Here is an 18,641-nt window from a genome sequence, read left to right on the forward strand (position 1 = left end):
GGCGATTGCGAGTGCGTTCGTGTAGCTCTGCGATATGGCGCTTCGCCCCGAAGATCTCCCCTCTGACCCTGCGGCTCTTGCCGAGATGGTGCTGGCTTTCGAAGGCGAGAACGATGATCTGCGCGCAGAGATCGCCACGTTGAAGAGCCTGATCTTCGGCGCACGATCGGAGCGCGCGGCGATCGTCTGCGCCGAACAGATCGCGTTTGATCTGGAACGGACCGCCGGCTCACAGCTCCCGGCCAATGACGACAAACCGGACGCGCCGCGGCCGGAGCGGCGCAAAGCGAAGCGCAACATCGGCGCGCTGCCGGCGCATCTGCCTCGGGTCGAGCGGGTGATCGAGCCGGCGTCCACGCTGTGCCCGTGCTGCACGGGTCAGATGCATCGGATCGGCGAGGAGAGCAGCGAAGCGCTCGATCGGGTTCCCGCGTGGCTGCGTGTGCTCCGCACGATCCGTCCAAAATACGCCTGCCGCTCCTGTGAGGGCCCGATTGTCCAGGCCCCGGCACCGGCGCGGCTCGTCGAGGGCGGCATGGCAACGACGGCGCTGATCGCGCATATCGCCGCGGCCAAATATGCCTGGCAATCGACGCTCTATCGCCAGACGCAGATCCTGGCGGGTCAGGGTGTCGTCGTCGACCGTCAGACGCTGGCGCGCTGGATGGGGAGCGCGGCGTGGCTGGTCAGGGGCCTCTACGATCTGCAACTGAAGACTATGCACGGCTTCGAGCGGCTGTTCTGCGACGAGACGCCGATGCCAGTGCTCGATCCGGGACGCGGCCGCACGAGGATCTGCCAGTTCTGGGCGCACGCGACGGACGATCGGGCGTGGAAGGGGCCGGCGCCGCCGGCGGTCGCCTACGTGTTCGCAGGTGGTCGCGGCAAAAAGGAGATCGTGGCGCAGTTAGCCGGCTTCGAAGGCGTGCTGCAAGTCGACGGCTATGCCGCCTACGCCTCGCTGGCGGGCGATGCGATGATGTCGGGCCAGATCCAGCTGGCGTATTGTCTCGTTCACGCGCGCCGCAACTTCGTGAGGGTGCACAAGACGACGAACTCACCCTTCGCCGCGGAGGTCATCGAGCGCATTGCGGCCGTCTACGCGATCGAGGAGAGGATCCGCGGTCTCGATGCTGGGGAACGCCGCGCGACGCGACAGGCCGAGACGAAGCCGCTGATGGAGGCGTTGAGGGCCCGTCTGATCGCGGTGAAGGACGGGATCTCCCGCCGCTCGACGCTCATCAAGGCGATCGACTACATGCTCGAACGCTGGCAGGGCCTGACGACGTTCCTGGATGACGGGCGGCTCGAGCCGGACACCAACACGGTCGAACGATCGATCAGGCCAATTGCGATCGGAAAAAAGAACTCGTTGTTCAGTGGTGACGAAGGCGGGGGCGAGACCTGGGCGATACTCGCTTCGCTTCTTAACACAGCGAAATTGAATGGCCTCGACCCCGAGGCGTATCTCGTCGACGTTCTCGATCGCATGGTGAGCGGCGCCACGAAGACCAACCAGCTTCACGAACTTCTGGCCTGGAACTGGAAGGCCGCACGCGAAGCCGAAAAGCGGGCCGTGGCATGACGAAGCCGAAGCAAGGGCGGGGAACGCGAAAAGCACGCAAGACGACGATGGCGGACTATGCCATGTCGTTCGAACGGCTCGGGCAATGGATCAGCAAGCGCGCCAGGTCGCCGACGCTTCGGCATCCGCGGGCGACGTCGCTCTCCATGCTCGATGGCGCGGTGGCCGCGGTCGTCGCCGGGCCGGTCTCGATGGCGTCCGAGGAATGGGTGTGCCCGCTCCTCGGCGTAGATCCCGACGCCTTCAATCACGACACCGAGGAGTTCTCGGCAATCGCCGCCACGCTGATGCGCCACAACGCTATCAGCGAGACGCTGTCGACGAGACCGGAGAGCTTCGAGCCGCTGTTCGTGCGATCACCGGACGGCGAAGTCGACCCGCAGCCCTGGTGCATGGGCTTCTACGCCGTCATGAAGCTTCGGCTTCTCGTCTGGTCGCGGCTTCTCCCCCCGAATGGAACCGAACACCTTATGCTGCGGCCGATCTTGGTCCATTGCATCGACGACGCCGGTCGACCCTTGCTACCCCCGGCCCGGCGCACGCTGGGAACGCAGCCCATCATCCAAAACGCCTGGCGCAACATTCCAGCAACCGTCGAGGCCCTCCGGCAGTTCTGGATGCCTATACGCTTCAAGCGCGGTGCGTAGGCCGTCCGCACCAAGTCCGTGGCTCCGTGGGCCTCTCGTACCGTTTACGATAGGACGCCGGCGGCTGGTCAGAGGACTGCAGTCGCTTGATACCAGAACAATAGCGTCGTCTCGAGCCTGCTTGCCGGCGATATTAGGAGGGTCACAAGGCTTTTGGCTTCCGGCGCCGCCGTGGCGGGGGCCGCCGGTTAACCTTCGTGCGATGTGCTGCACGTGAGCTGGGACGACTTCTGGTAAGGAGCCGGGCGGACAAGTCGTAGCACCTTCACTTCGATCTGCTGCTCTGATTGCCGATGTCCCGCCCGGAGATCACGTATCGGCATTGCTGACTGAGGCGATCTTGCTTGGATCTGAGGCAGACAGTGATAGCAAAGCGATCTGGTATGTGACTACTACAAAGGCGTAACACGTCTTCCATACAGGCCTCTTTCTCCTCTGCGGTCGGCGCTTGATCAAGCGCGTTGGCTGGCGCGAGCATGACCGTTGTCATTGCCAGGCCAAGAGCGATGGCGCCGTAGCGAAGTCCGAGGTCCGAAGCCAACTTAGTTCGTTGTTTCTGAATCATAACATTCCTTCAATTCGGGTGGGGTGACGTTTTGTTCTTGCTGTGTGCGGAGCGCATCATCTGCCAACCGGAAAGCTGCGGATCTGCTTAGCTGGCTGTCGGCAAGCTCGTTATTCTACTTTGCGGTTCTCATTGTACGGAGCCCGTCATCCGCCGGGAATGGCATTCGATGAATCGGGGGTAGGCCTGCACCGGATGGTGTGTAAACGGTACGAGAGGCCCACGGAGCCACGGACTTGGTGCGGACGGCCTACGCACCGCGCTTGAAGCGTATAGGCATCCAGAACTGCCGGAGGGCCTCGACGGTTGCTGGAATGTTGCGCCAGGCGTTTTGGATGATGGGCTGCGTTCCCAGCGTGCGCCGGGCCGGGGGTAGCAAGGGTCGACCGGCGTCGTCGATGCAATGGACCAAGATCGGCCGCAGCATAAGGTGTTCGGTTCCATTCGGGGGGAGAAGCCGCGACCAGACGAGAAGCCGAAGCTTCATGACGGCGTAGAAGCCCATGCACCAGGGCTGCGGGTCGACTTCGCCGTCCGGTGATCGCACGAACAGCGGCTCGAAGCTCTCCGGTCTCGTCGACAGCGTCTCGCTGATAGCGTTGTGGCGCATCAGCGTGGCGGCGATTGCCGAGAACTCCTCGGTGTCGTGATTGAAGGCGTCGGGATCTACGCCGAGGAGCGGGCACACCCATTCCTCGGACGCCATCGAGACCGGCCCGGCGACGACCGCGGCCACCGCGCCATCGAGCATGGAGAGCGACGTCGCCCGCGGATGCCGAAGCGTCGGCGACCTGGCGCGCTTGCTGATCCATTGCCCGAGCCGTTCGAACGACATGGCATAGTCCGCCATCGTCGTCTTGCGTGCTTTTCGCGTTCCCCGCCCTTGCTTCGGCTTCGTCATGCCACGGCCCGCTTTTCGGCTTCGCGTGCGGCCTTCCAGTTCCAGGCCAGAAGTTCGTGAAGCTGGTTGGTCTTCGTGGCGCCGCTCACCATGCGATCGAGAACGTCGACGAGATACGCCTCGGGGTCGAGGCCATTCAATTTCGCTGTGTTAAGAAGCGAAGCGAGTATCGCCCAGGTCTCGCCCCCGCCTTCGTCACCACTGAACAACGAGTTCTTTTTTCCGATCGCAATTGGCCTGATCGATCGTTCGACCGTGTTGGTGTCCGGCTCGAGCCGCCCGTCATCCAGGAACGTCGTCAGGCCCTGCCAGCGTTCGAGCATGTAGTCGATCGCCTTGATGAGCGTCGAGCGGCGGGAGATCCCGTCCTTCACCGCGATCAGACGGGCCCTCAACGCCTCCATCAGCGGCTTCGTCTCGGCCTGTCGCGTCGCGCGGCGTTCCCCAGCATCGAGACCGCGGATCCTCTCCTCGATCGCGTAGACGGCCGCAATGCGCTCGATGACCTCCGCGGCGAAGGGTGAGTTCGTCGTCTTGTGCACCCTCACGAAGTTGCGGCGCGCGTGAACGAGACAATACGCCAGCTGGATCTGGCCCGACATCATCGCATCGCCCGCCAGCGAGGCGTAGGCGGCATAGCCGTCGACTTGCAGCACGCCTTCGAAGCCGGCTAACTGCGCCACGATCTCCTTTTTGCCGCGACCACCTGCGAACACGTAGGCGACCGCCGGCGGCGCCGGCCCCTTCCACGCCCGATCGTCCGTCGCGTGCGCCCAGAACTGGCAGATCCTCGTGCGGCCGCGTCCCGGATCGAGCACTGGCATCGGCGTCTCGTCGCAGAACAGCCGCTCGAAGCCGTGCATAGTCTTCAGTTGCAGATCGTAGAGGCCCCTGACCAGCCACGCCGCGCTCCCCATCCAGCGCGCCAGCGTCTGACGGTCGACGACGACACCCTGACCCGCCAGGATCTGCGTCTGGCGATAGAGCGTCGATTGCCAGGCATATTTGGCCGCGGCGATATGCGCGATCAGCGCCGTCGTTGCCATGCCGCCCTCGACGAGCCGCGCCGGTGCCGGGGCCTGGACAATCGGGCCCTCACAGGAGCGGCAGGCGTATTTTGGACGGATCGTGCGGAGCACACGCAGCCACGCGGGAACCCGATCGAGCGCTTCGCTGCTCTCCTCGCCGATCCGATGCATCTGACCCGTGCAGCACGGGCACAGCGTGGACGCCGGCTCGATCACCCGCTCGACCCGAGGCAGATGCGCCGGCAGCGCGCCGATGTTGCGCTTCGCTTTGCGCCGCTCCGGCCGCGGCGCGTCCGGTTTGTCGTCATTGGCCGGGAGCTGTGAGCCGGCGGTCCGTTCCAGATCAAACGCGATCTGTTCGGCGCAGACGATCGCCGCGCGCTCCGATCGTGCGCCGAAGATCAGGCTCTTCAACGTGGCGATCTCTGCGCGCAGATCATCGTTCTCGCCTTCGAAAGCCAGCACCATCTCGGCAAGAGCCGCAGGGTCAGAGGGGAGATCTTCGGGGCGAAGCGCCATATCGCAGAGCTACACGAACGCACTCGCAATCGCCAGCAAAACAAGACGCTTCAGGCAACCTTCGTCGGCCGCTTCGTCACCTTCGGGACCACACGCGACCACTCCGCAAGACCTTCAATCAGCATCGCCAGTTGCGCCCCCGTCACCGGCATCGTACCCTCGCGAACAGGTGGCCAGGCAAAGCCCCCATTCTCCAGCCACTTCGTCGCTAGAACCATTCCCGAGCCGTCAAAAACCAGTAGCTTCAAACGATCCGATCGCTTCGATCGGAAGACATAAACGTCACCGCTGTAGGGCTTGCCGCCTAATCCCTCCGCTACCAGCGCGACAAGGCCATGAACGCCTTTACGAAAGTCAATCGGCTGCGTCGCGACGAACACACGGACCATTGGACCGAAAGAGATCATCGCGTCGATCTCACCGCCGCCAGCACGCGCTCCAGCGTCGCGGCGTCGACGCCGACGGGCACGCGCACCGTCGCGCCCGCGATCATCACCTCGATCCGCTCGGCCGGATCCGTCAGAACATGCGCCTTATCGATCGCGTTCGGCTGCGCCTCGACGGCGGCCTCGAGCCTGACTTGCACGAACTGCGGCGCTTCGCTCGACGCGAGCCGCGCCTGGCGCCGCCACACACTGAGCAGTCCCCGGTTCACCCCGTTGCGTCGAGCCACCTCGGAAATGCTCGTCTCCGGATCGGCACTCTCGGCCACGATCCGCGCCTTCTCCGCATCGCTCCAACTGCGCCGTCGCCTCTCCCCTGTGATCACCTCGATCCGCTGATAGGAGGCGGCATCATGCCCGTCTTGATGTCTGTCTTGATGCATGGAACGAGCGTCCCTCGCGTTGTCAAATCCACGCGCGAGTCTCGCTCATCCCGTCCACCTAAACGAGGTGGGGTCGTCGTACCGCTATCGTCCTATCTAGCCCGTCCTATTCGTGAGAGTGCGGCTTTTTGGCCCGATTGATGCGGCCGCACATCTTGTCTGACGAGGCGCACAGGATTGCCTTCGGCTTTTCACCGCCTGACGACCCGTACTTTGCAACGCGCTTGAGGTATAGGTTGGGCGAACGGGGGGCGGACGCCCCGCCGGTCAAGGACCGAGCGGCAGCAACGCGCCTGGCAAGCCGCGGATCAGGTCGGCTTCGGGACATGCCGCGGCAAACGCAAGGCGAATGCGGCTCGTGGTCTCGACCACACGGGCAGCGATTTTCAAGAGACGAAGACGCAGCGTCGCGAACTCGGCAGCGGCCAATTCCCGGGCTTTGGGAATGGCGTCGCGCACGGTCAGCATCAGCCAATAAGCGGCCGTATGGAGCACGAGACGGACCTGGTTGGCGAGCGCCGAACGGCAGCTGGTGCGGTCGGAGGCGAGCTGTGTCTTATGCAGCTTGATCAGATTCTCGGCTTGGCCGCGCGCGCAATACAGGCTGTCGTAGATCCACTCGGCCGAGCCGACATCGAGGCTGGTGACGACGAAGCGGATGTCGAGGCCGAGCATCGTCGCCTCAATACGGGCGACAGTGCGCCGTTCGCGATCCCAGGACTTTGCCTTGTGGCGCGTCTCGGTATAGCCACGCAGAACCGGCAGGTTCTCGATGGCGCGTCGCGTGCGGATGTCGTCGGCGACCTCGTCGACTTTTCTGGCGAGAGGCTTGGTGCCGGACAGACCGAAGATGTAGTCGATGCCGTTGGTCTCGCACCACGCCATGGCCTCCGGCCGGGCATAGTGCCCGTCGCCACGGAACGTAATTTGCGTGTTGTGCCATCGCGTGCGGATATGCCGTACCAGGCGGCGCAGATGGGCACGCACCTCGACGCCGCCCGGCGTCTTGCCGGGCCGCAGCACGACGGCCACGGGCCGGCTCTTCTCCGTGTCGTAGACGTGGATCGGCAGAAAGCAGCGTTCATCATAATGAGCGTTGAACAGCGAGAGCTGCTGATGGCCGTGGACGACATCGCAGGTATCATCGATGTCGAGCGTGACGGATGCCGGCTCGCGCGGGTAGCTATCCATCCATGCGTCGACCAAAATGTAGGTCAGCCGGATCACGTCGCGCAGGCGCGGCGCATTCTCCAGGCGTGACAGCGTCGGTTGGGAACACAAATCCCGGCCCGTGTCCGGTAGGCGACCGCAGGCCAGCTTGAATGCGGGATCGGACCGCAGATGATCGAGGTCGTCGGCGTCCTCGTAGCCGCAGCAGATCGCGAACATGCGCGCGCGGAACATATCGACCAGGCTGTGCACGACCCGCGTCGGATCGCGCCGATCCGGGAACACCCGGGCCAGATTGTCGGCCAAACCGAGACGCCGCTCGGCCATCGCCAGAAGCATCACGCCCCCATTCGAGGTTAGGCGTCCACCATCGAAGGCAGCTGTGACTTTCTTGGCGTGAACGGCTGGAAACGAGAAGGGCGGAATCGTATCGTCGGTCATGGCGGGCGTGGCGTTCGCGGTTGGAGGTGATGGGGTTGGCTTCGCAACCGAATCCTACGCCGCATCAGCGCTTTACCCCTCAGGCGCACTCTTACGAATAAGACGGGTTAAGTTGAAGAAAGATTGAGTGACTCCCGATCATTTCTGTGCCGAAACGTGGAGTCGCGGTCGTGCCGCGTCCAAAGAAACCGGCGCGAGCGGCCTATTAGACGCGGTAGGTGATCAGCCTCCGAAACGAGACTATCAAGCATGAAGAGATCGAGCGCGAGGCAGAGGTTTTATTTGTGTTGAATTCTTGCTTCTCGATAGTGGTCTGAAATCGTATCATCGGTCATGGCGGGCGTGGCGTTCGCGGTTGAAGGTGATGGGGTGGCTTCGCAACCGAATCCTACGCCGCATCAGCGCTTTACACCACGCTCGCCAGCCTCTCAGGCGCCCTCTCGCGAATAAGACGGGCTAGGGCACCATCGAATGGAGAGGGCTTGACCCTCACGTAGCGTCAGGTTGTAGCGTCGCCACAGATGCTCACGTTTCATCTGTCGGCCGCCTGTTGGACAAGTGCGGCATAGCGAGTGCGAATAGACAGGCAGCTGCAACAAGGCACTCGGCTGCAAAGACGTCTGGCTGAACGGTCGGAGCTCAGATTGGACAAGGGACGTGCACAGTTCGATGGAACCGCTCAAGTCGATCATCGCGAAAGTTGCCACGGGCGCCATACTGACGCGCGAGGAGGCTGCGTCAGCGTTCGACAGCATGATGTCGGGTGACGCAACTCCCTCGCAGATCGGTGGCTTGTTGATTGGGATGAGAGTCCGCGGCGAAACAGTCGAAGAAGTCACCGGCGCCGCGTCCGCAATGCGGAATTTAATGCCCAAGGTGGAAATGCAATGCGACCCCATCGATATCACTGGTGCGAGCGACGGGGCGATGCGTCCGCTCAACGTATCGACGTGCGCTTCCTTCATCGTCGCCGGGGCCGGCGTTCCTGTCGCCAAGTATGTTAACCGCGCTGCGACTTTGCGTTCAAGCACCGCAGACGTGTTGGCGAGTCTAGGCGTAAAGGTCGATCTCAAGCCTGATGCGATCGCACGTTGTGTGCACGAAGCCGGCATTGGCTTCATGTTTGCGTCAGCCGGCTATCCTGCGATGCAGCGCATCAGCCAGATCCGAAGCGTGCTTGGAACCCACACAATGTTCAATCTGATCGAGGCTTTGTCTAATCCGGCCGGCGTCAAGCGGCAGATCCTTGGAGTTTTCGCTCGCAAATGGGTGCAGCCATTGGCGTACGTCTTGAAGAACCTGGGTGCCGATTCGGTATGGGTTGTTCATGGCTCGGACGGGCTCGATGAAATATCCCTCGCCGGGACAAGCTTTGTTGCTGCGGTCGAGGCCGGTACAGTCCGCACGTTCGAAGTGACGCCGGAAGAAGCCGGGCTCCCCCGCTACCGCGCCGATGCGCTGGAGAGCTGTGATTGCGAGTCTCATGCCATTGCGTTAGAGAAAGTGCTCGACGGCCTCCCAGGCCCTTTTCGTGATGCCGCACTTTTGAACGCGGCGGCGGCACTGGTGGTGGCCGGTCGTGCCTCGAACCTACAGCAAGGCGTGGCACTTGGCCAAGAATCACTTGATCACGGCGCTGCAGCCGCCCGGCTGACTCGCTTGATTGCGGTTTCAAACGCCTAAAGCTGAGCTGGCTGAGGCTCGACTAATGCGATCAAGAGTGCAGCTTACGTGCGCAAGAATATTGCAGCTGCAAATGCGCGCCACTTCTGCGGAATTTGAGTGAGCGCCGCTGACGAAACAACTCGCGCTGAGCAGGTGTCCGACAGCCACCCCTTTGCCGACTAGAGGCTGTTCTCGGCCCGGTTGCTGAGGTGAGGACCCGCGGCGCAACGTGCGTTACGCGCCAAAGGAGACAATGGATGATGCCCTGGCAGAGGATGGAAACACTGGGAACGATCGCAACAATAGAACACATCATCCGGAAGTTTCGGGAATTGATCGATACAGATAGCTCCATCCCGCCAGAGCTGCGGCGTGCGCTGCACGATACCCTGGATGAGCATCTTTTCGAGGCAAAACGACGTGTTCTGCTGAGAGCGCATTAGGTGCGCCGTTGCCGCCTACATGCCGAGAGACTGGCAGGCCAGCGTGGCGCTTTACGCAAACGCCAAAAACACTTGCCAAGCTTGGCTTCGATATCTCGCCTTCTCAGACTGACCGCCGATGGTGATTCCCGCATACGCCCCCTGAGCAACTCCAAATTTCGCCGGAAGCGAGCGGCGACGTGCGTTGGGTACGCCGCCGACGCGTTCGCTGGATCTCTCCTCAATGGCCCTCATTAACTGGGGCTCGCCCCCCTCACGGCGGCGCTACATGTTCGCGATAGCCCCTTGGGGGACTGCTTGGGCCAGCATTACCTTGGTCACGTTTTCATAGGCCGCAAAAAAGGGGCTTGAATCTGACGTAACGTTAAATCGTACGCTCTCGGGCGTGGCACCTATCGTGTGAGGGACTGCGAATGCCTCAGCTGGTCATATCCGCTGACCGATGGCCGGTCATGCTCCTCATTGTCTATAGTCCCTCGCTCGGGAGGGCTGTGCAGCGAGTTCCGATCGCGGCGCCAGAGCTCGCACGTAGCTCTAAATGGTTCGGCATTTCTGATCCTGACAATATGGCCGCCGGCGGCCACTTCGCCACGGGAGCCGATAAGGTCAGAATTGATCGACGTGGAAGTCTATCGGAAGCGCTTAGGTGGCGCCCGCTTCCTGAAGCTGCTCGTCTCGCGCAGCAACGCACAAAACTCAGTTCGCCGAACCCGCCACCTTCAAGCTCCTTTCCGCACCTGGCAAGGCGTTTCGACCGTGCAAGGTTTGGCAGATGGTGAGCCCGCGCGGGTTTCGACGAGTGGCCCGCGCGGGCGACTCCGCGTGACCAGCGCGGCATCGGAAGAAATTGTTTGGCAGGCTGGAGCAGCAAGTTGAAAGACCGCGATGGCCTTAAGAAGGTCCTGTTAGTTCATCATGTTGAAGGCCAGTGCCGTTGCATCATCGGTTTCAAAGATGGAGATATGAGAGCGGCCTATATGTGCGGCGAGCCTGTATATCAAAAACGCGGCAAGAAGACCTCTTCGTGGTGTGCCGATCATTACCGGAAGATGCACACCGCAGCTGAGCAGAGCGGAGTGATCGATCGATCGGCAGATTTCCCTCGAGCGATATCCATCGTTCGCACCCCATGACAGCCATTAAAAGCAGGCTTCCGCCAAGACCGTGTGAGCACAGCCTGTACAAGCGCCAGCCGAAGCATATGACCGGGGCCTCGTCAGGATTTGGGGGGCCGTTGCGGGTGGCGCAAACAGAATGCGCGGACCTGACACGCATGAATAGCAAGCTGAATTTTTCCACCCCGGCCGAGGGAAGCGCTACCTATACCTTTGACAAGACCGCGATTCATTTCGAACGGAAGCCGTCCAGCTATGTCATCCTCAATCGATACATTGAGCGGATCGCTCGCGCCTTGGAGAGCCAGTTTGGTGCCCTGAGAGGAGCCCGACTCGAGATCCCCAGCCTCGCCGGCGACAATGGACACTGCGAGGCCGATGGATCTATTCCGCTTCACCGCGGCAAAACAACTCTCGATTATTTCAAGCGAGAATATCTTTCCAGCAAGAATAGAGCGAGTGCTTACGGAACATCCAAATGTAGCCGAATGCTGGTCGGTCGAGCCGTTGCTCGATGGGAAGACGCACCCGCCGCTTATGTGACCAAGCGGCGGCGACTGCCGGATCGAGGCGCAAGCGCTGATCGCCCATGTTTGGTCAGAGCCCGTTTATCGGGCTCTGCGAGATCATTTCATACGCGGCCGAGCCATAAATTGAGATCGGCAGATTCGAGGCGGGCCGTTCTCTCCCGCTGCATCGCAGGTGACATCGAGATGGCGCAAATTCTCCCCTCTCCCAGAGCCTTGCCACGGCATGGCAACGACTTCGTGGTTGCCATGACGATCCCATCCTGATCACGACCAGATGTCCGGAGGTCGAGAATGCCGCGAATCCTGATTATGAATGCCGGTACGCCTCAGATGTCGGGCGCCCACCTAACAAAAGCTCAACTTTCGCTGGCCGCCAACTCGGCATTTCGTTCAGCGTGGTTTGCTCAGGAGGGCGACCTGATAGTCTCTCCGGTAGTGATCCCGGCCGATCTGTTATCCTTCATTGGCGGAACGCTCAATTTCCATTCATCGGCTCTTCGCCTGCTTGTACCTGCGAGCCGCCAATCGACAATCCTCGATGATTGTACGTTACTGTCCAAAACTGTTGTCGAGCGGCTCAAAAGACATATTCGCCAGAAATCAGACTGGCAATTGTATCCCTGCTACTCTACTGAAGGCGTCGCACGCTTGGCGGCCATTCTAGGCATACCGAAGACCGGTGACGACTTCGCTTTGCAGCGCGGGCCTGATCTGTTGAATCGCAAGAGCCACTTCCGTCAATTGGCAACAAGCGTTGCACTTCCGCTCCCCCATGGATCAGTCGCGACAGACCCAAATGGACTGTTCAAAGCCGTCACCTCCCTCAAATCCGAGACCGGCAGGGTCATTGTAAAGTTGGATAATGGAGCTGGTGGAGTTGGAAACGTCATCCTGACCAGCAATAAGAGCGATCCGCTACCTGGAGCCAGAGATACTCGGTGGGTTTCGTGGCCGTCGTTTGATCCCGAAGCATTGTGGTCTGAGATGACAACAGCCTCGTGTAAGACGCTGGTCGTGGAATCGTACCACTTGGCCCGATCTTTATTCTATCTCGAGTATACAATCCAGGATGATGCATCAATCGCTTTTGTCAATAGTGGAAGCATACGTCTGCGTAAAAGCGCAGACCGATCCGAAAGAGCTCTGATCTGGACGGGACTTGAGCTTCCAAGCGACTTGGAGGACGAGCAATTGTTAGCTGCCCAGGCCCATGCCTACCGTTTTGTGGCACTCGCGCGAGACCTGGGGTATCGCGGAATGATCAACATCGACGCCATTTTCGCACAAGACGGGCGGTTGCTGTTCAATGAAGCGAACGGCCGCTGGGGTGGCGGCTCGGTGTTACACAACATTGCCGTCCGGCTGCTAGGCGTCGACTATTTCGGCTGTAACGTTATTTTATCTGTGAGAAATGTGCGATCAGCATCCTTCCGGGCGGCGCATGATCGTCTCGTCAAGGATGGACTTATATTCGACCACACACGTAAGGAGGGCGTGATCCCGCTTGCTGCCGATGAAAAGGCTGGCACTGTGGAGTGCGTTGTGATTGCGCCGAACAGGCCCGCGGCCCACGATCAGCAACACCGACTATTGAAGTCGTAGCAAACATCGTCAGCCGCTCAATTCATCGCTTCGAAGCCTGGGATACACCATCGCGCACCGGGAACGAGCTATGGCGGAATCTGGGTGATGACGGTGTGAGGAAGGCGGCGTATCGAGGCGGGTGACGAGCCTGCCAGAACCTCTCGAGGAGAGCGATACGCCATGACCGAGACTACCAATGTTCTTGCTTTCCGTCAGCCGTCCGCGGTTGATGATCCACTGACCGATATCGTTCGAGCCGGCGCGCGGGACCTGCTTGCCAGGGCGATCGAGATCGAGGTTGGCGCGTTTCTGGCCAGCAAGGCCAATCTGACGCTGCCCGACGGTCGAGCGCGCCTGGTCCGACATGGGCACGGTCCGGTGCGCGAGATTGCGACCGGCATCGGTCCGGTGGAGGTCGCTCGTCCCAAGGTCCGCGACCGCGGAGCGAGCGGGCCAGGCGACCGCCTCCGCTTCAGTTCGGCAATCCTGCCGCTATGGGCGCGGCGGACGAAGAGCCTGGATGCCTTGATCCCGGTCCTCTATTTGCGCGGCATCTCGACCGGCGACTTCCAGGAGGCGCTCTCGGCGCTGCTCGGCAAGGATGCGCCGAACCTGTCGCCTTCGGTGATCGCCGGCCTGAAGGCCGATTGGCAGGTCGAGTACGAACGCTGGCAGAGACGCGATCTGTCGGCGCGTCGCTATGTCTACATCTGGGCCGATGGCGTGTACCTGCAGGCCCGCATGGAAGATCACAGCGAATGCATGCTGGTGCTGATTGGCACCACGCCGGAAGGCAAGAAGGAGCTGATCGGCTTCCAGGTCGGCGTGCGCGAGAGCGCGCAGAGCTGGCGCGAACTCCTGATCGACCTGCGGCAACGCGGGTTACGGATTGCCCCGCAACTCGCCATCGGCGACGGCGCCCTCGGCTTCTGGAAGGCACTGGACGAGGCCTTTCCCGGCACGCGGCACCAACGATGCTGGTGCCATAAAGTGAGCAACGTACTCGACAAGGTCGCCAAATCCGTGCAGGGCCCCATGAAGAACGACCTGCGGAACATCTATCTGGCCCCACACCGGGCCGAAGCTGAAACCGCGATCGACGTCTTCGTCGAGAAATACCACGTCAAATACGGACGTGCGGTGGAGTGCCTGATCAAGGATCGCCATGCGCTGCTCGCCTTCTTCGACTTCCCTGCTGAGCACTGGATCCACCTACGCAGCTCGAACCCGATCGAGAGCGTCTTCGCCACGGTGCGCCACCGAACGGTGCGGACCAAGGGATCGCTGTCGCAACAAACTGCGAAGCTGATGGTGTTCAAGCTCATCGACGCCGCATCGAAGACCTGGCGGCGATTGAAGAGCACGAACCAGTTGCCGAAAGTCATCGCCGGTGTAAAGTTCATCGACGGAATCGAAGTCATTCCGAACACTGAAAGCCACGCCGCCTGATCAGGCCGCGTCACCCAAAATCAGCCATAGCTCCCGGGAACGCGCGCCTCCCTTCCTTCACGTGGCGACGAAGGTGCCCCAATCACCGAGCAAGCTTTGGTCGGACGATGAATGGTGGCCCTATGAGAGTGCTCTTGTTCGGCCCGGACGAGACCAGCGGTGCGCCGAAGCTTGTACAGCGACGAGCGTCATGGCGTAAGGCTGCCAGCGCAGTTGCCGACCCCAAAAGCTAATCGCATTGCACGTCCTGCTTGGCCGATTTGCGACGCCTACGTTGAAACTCGACAATACGATGGGCGATTGCACTCGCTGGCTTGGGTTTATGCGAGTTTCACTATGAAATAAGCGGCCCCAAAAGACCGCACTTTGCCGGCACGTAAATTGCTGCATAGGAGCAGGAGTTGCCGCAAAGAACGCGGCCGCAGCAGCTATCTTCGGAGCCCCAATGAGGCTGATCCGATTGATCTTGTTCGACTTGGCTTTGATTCTGCTTGCATCTGGAGTTGCAAAAGCCATGAATGTGGCCGCTGGCGCAAGTTCCGCATTTGTCAGGCAGACTGCTCTGCGCGAGGTGGCACCGAGCTCCAAGCATGGTGGTCCCTACTACAGCCAAACGCCGCTCGTTCCCGGGCAGCCGCCGGACAACCCCGGTCGGGACCAGCTGGCTGACAATTCCGCGGGGATGCAACCCAGCTTTGGATGTGTGGTCCGTGAGTCCCGACGCCCGACTAGCTATATCTTCGATAGCACTGAGAGTTTCAATCTCCCGCCCCGTGTGATGCCGTCGATCTGCAATCCTATCGCCTCGCCTCTCAGCCTCCTACCTGCGGGCAGCGGAATGGTCATCATGGCCTTTGCGACCACTCTCCTCGTGATTGTGGTGATTGTGGTGGAAATATTCGGCCCATTGTAACGGCGTGAGGCCCCAACCGCTCCCCTTTCGGCGCCCGCGATACAGCTCGGCATGAGCGGATCCGTGGAGGAGGAACGATGGCAAATACCATGCTCGAGCCAGTAGCAAGGTGATCGTCGCGTCGAGGTGATCACTGGGATCGTCGCCGACGATGGACGGGCGAGGAAAAGGCCCGGATCGGGGCGCAGAGCTTGGAGTAACAATGACACGACCAAAGCGATCACTTCATCGCCACAGCCAAGCCCTAGATCCACAGGCTTGTGCTGGCCTGCCTGCTGGATCATCTCGCCAAGCGCGTCCACGAACTCACGCCCGGAATTGGTAACCTCAGAACGTCGCTCATGCCCCATGAGCGAGGTCGGCCATCCGCTCAAGACGCCCAACTAGGGGCCGTCACCGGACGCGTACGATCAATGTAAGCCATCGCTTGCGACCAGACTCGTGTCGGACCTCACGAAGGACCCGCAAGATGGGAAAGCCATCAATTCCCCGGATAGCTCGCTCAGCCCACGATTTGCAGAGACCCATACCAGGCGCGGCACGCTAGGGCCGAGCGTTAGAACCCTCGATGATCCGGCGGATCACGCCGCTGCGTTTTGAACAGAAGTATACGAGGGATCGGCGCTCCCCGCTTGATACCGGCTTTACCTCATGCCGGACCTTACAGGTTGTGACAAGCACAGCGCCAAATGGCGGCCGGAATACGTGTTGTTCGTACCCGGTTGGATATACCACGAATTCACCGCCGTCGAAGTCTCTCGCTAGCTGCACAATCACCGAGTACTCGAAATCCGGATCACTCGCCGCATCCAAATGAATGCCGATAAAGGACCCCGGCGGCATACGATGCATCTGGCATCGGCGAACCACGTAATCTGCGGATGCTCCGAAGATCTTTCTTAGCGCGAAGCTGCGATCTCTACTTTCGAGCAGCTCCATGATCTGACCCGAAGCAGTACCACTCACGTTGCTAGGCGCGTGGCCGGGCGGGTCTACCCTCACGCGCTGGACAAAGACGCTGTGCAAGTCGCCCGCATCTCCCTCCCGCACTTCTTCTTCCGGAATCTCAGCCTGCAGCTGATCGATCCTGGCTATGTCGTCTTGAGTGAATAACATTTGCGGGGCGATTACGACGGACCCCTTTACTAGCAGCTCAATCCGGTACTTTGTCAGGACTTCTTCTGAAAGAAGACAGGATTTATCTTTCATTGCGCGCGCCATTCGAGCTCACTCCTTTGATCTTCGAAGCATGACTCCGGGTCCTGCTGCATTGACAGGAATGCTTGCTCCCAATGCGCGCCATCGAACTCAGATATTCTTAAGTGCTCGATGGTCTTTCTATCCAGACATCGGATATTTACGCTGTACCCGGAGGGATTCGACCTCGGCCTATAGAATGGCTTTACGCCACAAAGCCGGCAAAACGTGTGCCGCGCAATATTCTTGTTGAACTGGTATGTCGTGAGGAACTCTTCGCCGCACTCGATGCGCAGCTTATCGCCAGGTACGAGCAAGTGGACAAATCCAGACATTTGACAAATTGAGCAATTGCATCGAACTGCAGAGAGCTCTCGAGGTGCATTGACGTAGAATTTGATAGCGCCGCAATGACAACGGCCATGATGTTGCATCTCGGAGTGATCATCTCCCGTACGCGCCGCCGTTCCGAGCAGATCGCGACACCACTGGACGCTGAGCCGATAGGCTCGGCCGAATTCATTCAAAAAGCGATCATTAAGGCCAGGCTGCACAAGTTCACCAATCAGCCGGCCTGTCATTTCTCCGTGGTACTTCTCCGCGGGATCTTCTCCGCCGACATGGCCGCGAAAATACTCAAGATCGTCCGGCCGCGCCTTGAAGGTTTTGACCAGAGTGGTCCACAGCGACTGGATCATGTCTGCAGCATGGAGCTCAAAGGCGACCATGTAGGCGCAACGAACCAGGGGGTCTTTCGATGACAATCCGGCATAGAGAGAATGCAGGTACTGCTTCGTCCTGTCGCTATAGTTGGGCCTTATCGCTCTGCCGAGTAGTCATGCAGCATCCTTTCTCAAGAGGTTGGAGTGAAAGTTTTCTGTCAAAAGAATATCGGGCAACGCCGCCTTGCCGCCCCGGAGAATCCCGCCATGGCCACCGGTCTCATCCCAGCAGATAAAATTCGCGACCACGCTGGTCAGTTCAATGTCCCTCCCAATGTCCCGATTTTGATGCATTGCATCGAATATGAGGTCCCTTTGCGACCCTGCCTGCAGGTACGGGAACGCCTGTGACATCGCTAGGTATTCAGGCAGCAGGCTGGCGACCTGGTCTCCGGACATCTGGGAGGCGAACGGATGCGGGCCGAACAAGGCTCGCACTCGCTCAGTCAAGTACTCGCAGGATAACTTCGGAGGCTGATCCGGTGCAAATCGAGACGCTTGAGATATCATTTGACTCCCTGCAGATGAGAAGCGAAACGGTCCTTGACGAAGCTACCTTCATGTCCGGGCCGACTATTGACCGCGCTGAGTTCATTGGCTTCAAAGGGCCTAATGTTGCGTTCACCTTTCACGCAAACTTTCGTCGTTCTCCTGGCCACGGCAGATTGCGGTCTTCTCTGTCCTGGTCATGCGCATCGAAGGGACTTCGTTCATTGAGGGAGCGGCGAGGATCCGGTTGGCTTCCAGTCCAGCAGCAATCCGATGCCGCAATGGCAGCCACGGCGAGCATGCGCGCGGAGAATCGTCTTGGATACTTCGCCGCGCATGCCATTCTGATGCTAATGCCGCATGCGCGAATGACACGCCTAGTCGCGCGGTGCAGCTTTGGCTTCCTGAGCAAATGAATGAAGCCCTCGCGGTTGCTGCTGCCGCCATTTCATCGAACCGCTGTCAACTTGGTACAGCATTGTAAAATCCAATTCGTGCCTACCGACCTCACAGGGCCTCAGGTCGTTCGTGGCATGCCGCTCGCCTGTTCTTCGCATTCGCGGTTACCCCCTCTTAATTTTTACTGGCTAACAGCAACCATCATGCCAACTCTTGAATTTGCTCCGTCAGATTCCGAAGAAGCTGGTATAACACTTGTGACCTATCCTCATAGCAAGTGCATAGCACTTGAGAGGCTGCGCACCGCCGTCAGGAACGAAACAGCGGCTGTTCACATACACACGGCTGCTGAATTGGCGGATTGCTTCAAAGGCGCCGCATAGGTTGGCTTTGCTCCTTAAAGCCAGCGACAGGGCTTTGGACGTGCAGACGGCAGCGCTAGCATGGTGACCC

18 protein-coding genes are annotated in these 18,641 nt (G+C 60.3%); 10 read left to right on the plus strand and 8 right to left on the minus strand.

Translation table 11 applies throughout. From position 1 onward, the window contains the following. Positions 1-34 precede the first annotated feature (34 nt). Together tnpC (J4G43_RS43615) and J4G43_RS43620 are read left to right on the plus strand one after the other, a co-directional pair. Complete coding sequence (tnpC, locus tag J4G43_RS43615) at positions 35-1,585, plus strand: IS66 family transposase (RefSeq protein WP_035681142.1); 1,551 nt, start codon at positions 35-37, stop codon at positions 1,583-1,585. Further along, positions 1,582-2,232, plus strand: coding sequence for a UPF0149 family protein (locus tag J4G43_RS43620; protein ID WP_063712394.1), 651 nt, complete (start codon positions 1,582-1,584; stop codon positions 2,230-2,232). Before tnpC (J4G43_RS43615) ends, J4G43_RS43620 begins: the two co-directional genes overlap by 4 nt. An 815-nt stretch (positions 2,233-3,047) precedes the next feature. Here J4G43_RS43620 and J4G43_RS43625 read toward each other — a convergent pair. The 5 genes from J4G43_RS43625 to J4G43_RS43645 form a co-directional block, all read right to left on the minus strand. Then, a complete protein-coding gene (locus J4G43_RS43625) occupies positions 3,048-3,698 on the minus strand; it encodes a UPF0149 family protein (protein ID WP_063712394.1) in 651 nt (216 codons plus the stop codon). Then, a complete protein-coding gene (gene tnpC / locus J4G43_RS43630) occupies positions 3,695-5,245 on the minus strand; it encodes an IS66 family transposase (RefSeq protein WP_035681142.1) in 1,551 nt (516 codons plus the stop codon). Before tnpC (J4G43_RS43630) ends, J4G43_RS43625 begins: the two co-directional genes overlap by 4 nt. Positions 5,246-5,295: 50 nt before the next feature. Next, positions 5,296-5,652 (minus strand): IS66 family insertion sequence element accessory protein TnpB, encoded by a 357-nt coding sequence (gene tnpB / locus J4G43_RS43635; RefSeq protein WP_018273742.1) that lies wholly within the window; start codon positions 5,650-5,652, stop codon positions 5,296-5,298. Next, complete coding sequence (tnpA, locus tag J4G43_RS56235; RefSeq protein ID WP_018273743.1) at positions 5,649-6,071, minus strand: IS66-like element accessory protein TnpA; 423 nt, start codon at positions 6,069-6,071, stop codon at positions 5,649-5,651. The genes tnpB and tnpA overlap by 4 nt, the downstream gene beginning before the upstream one ends. 267 nt (positions 6,072-6,338) lie before the next feature. Next, positions 6,339-7,682 (minus strand): IS1380-like element ISBdi2 family transposase, encoded by a 1,344-nt coding sequence (locus tag J4G43_RS43645; protein ID WP_208084214.1) that lies wholly within the window; start codon positions 7,680-7,682, stop codon positions 6,339-6,341. Positions 7,683-8,351: 669 nt separating this feature from the next. On the opposite strand from J4G43_RS43645, the gene trpD reads away from it, so the two are divergent. The 7 genes from trpD to J4G43_RS43680 all read left to right on the plus strand — a co-directional run bounded on the left by trpD (position 8,352) and on the right by J4G43_RS43680 (position 15,381). Next, positions 8,352-9,365, plus strand: a complete 1,014-nt coding sequence (gene trpD / locus J4G43_RS43650) for an anthranilate phosphoribosyltransferase (RefSeq protein ID WP_014497800.1) — start codon at positions 8,352-8,354, stop codon at positions 9,363-9,365. Positions 9,366-9,604: 239 nt separating this feature from the next. Beyond that, positions 9,605-9,790 (plus strand): hypothetical protein, encoded by a 186-nt coding sequence (locus tag J4G43_RS43655; protein ID WP_014497801.1) that lies wholly within the window; start codon positions 9,605-9,607, stop codon positions 9,788-9,790. Positions 9,791-10,662: 872 nt separating this feature from the next. Further along, the gene (locus tag J4G43_RS43660; RefSeq protein WP_133415003.1) at positions 10,663-10,923 is read left to right on the plus strand and encodes a hypothetical protein; all 261 of its coding nucleotides are present in this window, start codon (positions 10,663-10,665) and stop codon (positions 10,921-10,923) included. A 140-nt stretch (positions 10,924-11,063) separates the two neighbouring features. Beyond that, the gene (locus J4G43_RS43665; protein WP_223153701.1) at positions 11,064-11,699 is read left to right on the plus strand and encodes a hypothetical protein; all 636 of its coding nucleotides are present in this window, start codon (positions 11,064-11,066) and stop codon (positions 11,697-11,699) included. Positions 11,700-11,726: 27 nt separating this feature from the next. Further along, the gene (locus J4G43_RS43670; protein WP_028152567.1) at positions 11,727-13,037 is read left to right on the plus strand and encodes a preATP grasp domain-containing protein; all 1,311 of its coding nucleotides are present in this window, start codon (positions 11,727-11,729) and stop codon (positions 13,035-13,037) included. A 162-nt stretch (positions 13,038-13,199) separates the two neighbouring features. Next, positions 13,200-14,468, plus strand: coding sequence for an IS256 family transposase (locus J4G43_RS43675; protein WP_208083632.1), 1,269 nt, complete (start codon positions 13,200-13,202; stop codon positions 14,466-14,468). 445 nt (positions 14,469-14,913) lie between these two features. Beyond that, entirely contained in the window at positions 14,914-15,381 is a 468-nt protein-coding gene (locus J4G43_RS43680; RefSeq protein ID WP_208088600.1) for a hypothetical protein, read from the plus strand. Between the two features lie 543 nt (positions 15,382-15,924). Here J4G43_RS43680 and J4G43_RS43685 read toward each other — a convergent pair. Next, on the minus strand, positions 15,925-16,602 hold the full coding sequence (locus J4G43_RS43685; protein WP_208088601.1) for a 2OG-Fe(II) oxygenase: 678 nt from the start codon (positions 16,600-16,602) through the stop codon (positions 15,925-15,927). Beyond that, a complete protein-coding gene (locus tag J4G43_RS43690) occupies positions 16,587-17,012 on the minus strand; it encodes a GFA family protein (protein ID WP_225005833.1) in 426 nt (141 codons plus the stop codon). Before J4G43_RS43690 ends, J4G43_RS43685 begins: the two co-directional genes overlap by 16 nt. On the opposite strand from J4G43_RS43690, the gene J4G43_RS43695 reads away from it, so the two are divergent. Next, on the plus strand, positions 16,989-17,339 hold the full coding sequence (locus tag J4G43_RS43695; RefSeq protein WP_228411363.1) for a hypothetical protein: 351 nt from the start codon (positions 16,989-16,991) through the stop codon (positions 17,337-17,339). The two genes, J4G43_RS43690 and J4G43_RS43695, sit on opposite strands and share 24 nt — an antisense overlap. A 75-nt stretch (positions 17,340-17,414) precedes the next feature. On the opposite strand, the gene J4G43_RS43700 is transcribed toward J4G43_RS43695, so the two are convergent. Then, positions 17,415-17,729: a hypothetical protein gene (locus tag J4G43_RS43700; RefSeq protein ID WP_225005456.1), complete on the minus strand. Its 315-nt coding sequence runs from the start codon at positions 17,727-17,729 to the stop codon at positions 17,415-17,417. Positions 17,730-18,641 lie beyond the last annotated feature (912 nt).

The sequence above is a fragment of the Bradyrhizobium barranii subsp. barranii genome (assembly GCF_017565645.3).
GTDB classification, from domain to species: Bacteria; Pseudomonadota; Alphaproteobacteria; order Rhizobiales; family Xanthobacteraceae; genus Bradyrhizobium; species Bradyrhizobium barranii.

What these genes read in the sequence shown, in the direction of transcription:
- J4G43_RS43665 (WP_223153701.1), top strand. Translation starts at nt 11,064, where the DNA reads ATGAATAGCAAGCTGAATTTTTCCACCCCGGCCGAGGGAAGCGCTACC.
- J4G43_RS43670 (WP_028152567.1), top strand. Translation starts at nt 11,727, where the DNA reads ATGCCGCGAATCCTGATTATGAATGCCGGTACGCCTCAGATGTCGGGC.
- J4G43_RS43680 (WP_208088600.1), top strand. Translation starts at nt 14,914, where the DNA reads ATGAGGCTGATCCGATTGATCTTGTTCGACTTGGCTTTGATTCTGCTT.
- J4G43_RS43690 (WP_225005833.1), bottom strand. Translation starts at nt 17,012, where the DNA reads ATGCAACATCATGGCCGTTGTCATTGCGGCGCTATCAAATTCTACGTC.
- J4G43_RS43645 (WP_208084214.1), bottom strand. Translation starts at nt 7,682, where the DNA reads ATGACCGACGATACGATTCCGCCCTTCTCGTTTCCAGCCGTTCACGCC.
- J4G43_RS43695 (WP_228411363.1), top strand. Translation starts at nt 16,989, where the DNA reads ATGACAACGGCCATGATGTTGCATCTCGGAGTGATCATCTCCCGTACG.
- trpD (WP_014497800.1), top strand. Translation starts at nt 8,352, where the DNA reads ATGGAACCGCTCAAGTCGATCATCGCGAAAGTTGCCACGGGCGCCATA.
- J4G43_RS43625 (WP_063712394.1), bottom strand. Translation starts at nt 3,698, where the DNA reads ATGACGAAGCCGAAGCAAGGGCGGGGAACGCGAAAAGCACGCAAGACG.
- tnpA (WP_018273743.1), bottom strand. Translation starts at nt 6,071, where the DNA reads ATGCATCAAGACAGACATCAAGACGGGCATGATGCCGCCTCCTATCAG.
- J4G43_RS43620 (WP_063712394.1), top strand. Translation starts at nt 1,582, where the DNA reads ATGACGAAGCCGAAGCAAGGGCGGGGAACGCGAAAAGCACGCAAGACG.
- tnpC (WP_035681142.1), top strand. Translation starts at nt 35, where the DNA reads ATGGCGCTTCGCCCCGAAGATCTCCCCTCTGACCCTGCGGCTCTTGCC.
- J4G43_RS43675 (WP_208083632.1), top strand. Translation starts at nt 13,200, where the DNA reads ATGACCGAGACTACCAATGTTCTTGCTTTCCGTCAGCCGTCCGCGGTT.
- tnpB (WP_018273742.1), bottom strand. Translation starts at nt 5,652, where the DNA reads ATGATCTCTTTCGGTCCAATGGTCCGTGTGTTCGTCGCGACGCAGCCG.
- tnpC (WP_035681142.1), bottom strand. Translation starts at nt 5,245, where the DNA reads ATGGCGCTTCGCCCCGAAGATCTCCCCTCTGACCCTGCGGCTCTTGCC.
- J4G43_RS43655 (WP_014497801.1), top strand. Translation starts at nt 9,605, where the DNA reads ATGATGCCCTGGCAGAGGATGGAAACACTGGGAACGATCGCAACAATA.
- J4G43_RS43685 (WP_208088601.1), bottom strand. Translation starts at nt 16,602, where the DNA reads ATGGCGCGCGCAATGAAAGATAAATCCTGTCTTCTTTCAGAAGAAGTC.